Below are 453 nucleotides of genomic sequence, written 5' to 3'. Positions count from 1 at the left end.
TGATGGTGCCGATGGAGACTCAGCATACCAAATATGGTTAGATAATGAGAATACTGGAACGAAAGCTGATTTTTTAGCAAGTTTAGTGGGTGAAACAGGTGCGCAAGGGCCACAAGGTGTTGCTGGTAATGATGGAGCTGACGGTGTTGATGGTGCCGATGGAGACTCAGCATACCAAACTTGGCTATACGCTGGTAATACAGGAACTGAAGCTACCTTTTTAGCTTCATTAAAAGGAGATAAAGGAGACAAAGGAGATACTGGTAATCAAGGACCACAAGGTGTTACAGGTAATGATGGGGCTGACGGTGTTGATGGTGCCGATGGAGACTCAGCATACCAAATATGGTTAGATAATGAGAATACTGGAACGAAAGCTGATTTTTTAGCAAGTTTAGTGGGTGAAACAGGTGCGCAAGGGCCACAAGGTGTTGCTGGTAATGATGGAGCTGA

General features: G+C 44.8%; 1 pseudogene. It reads left to right on the top strand.

The features are described from left to right. A pseudogene (locus tag ACH5TX_RS08935) lies at positions 1–453 on the top strand (hypothetical protein); the annotation flags it as partial.

Origin of the sequence: Thalassobellus citreus (assembly GCF_044385915.1) — a bacterium.
Lineage (GTDB): Bacteria > Bacteroidota > Bacteroidia > Flavobacteriales > Flavobacteriaceae > Thalassobellus > Thalassobellus citreus.
The sequence above is the reverse complement of the archived record's forward strand: the minus strand, read 5'-3'. Positions and strand labels throughout refer to the sequence as shown.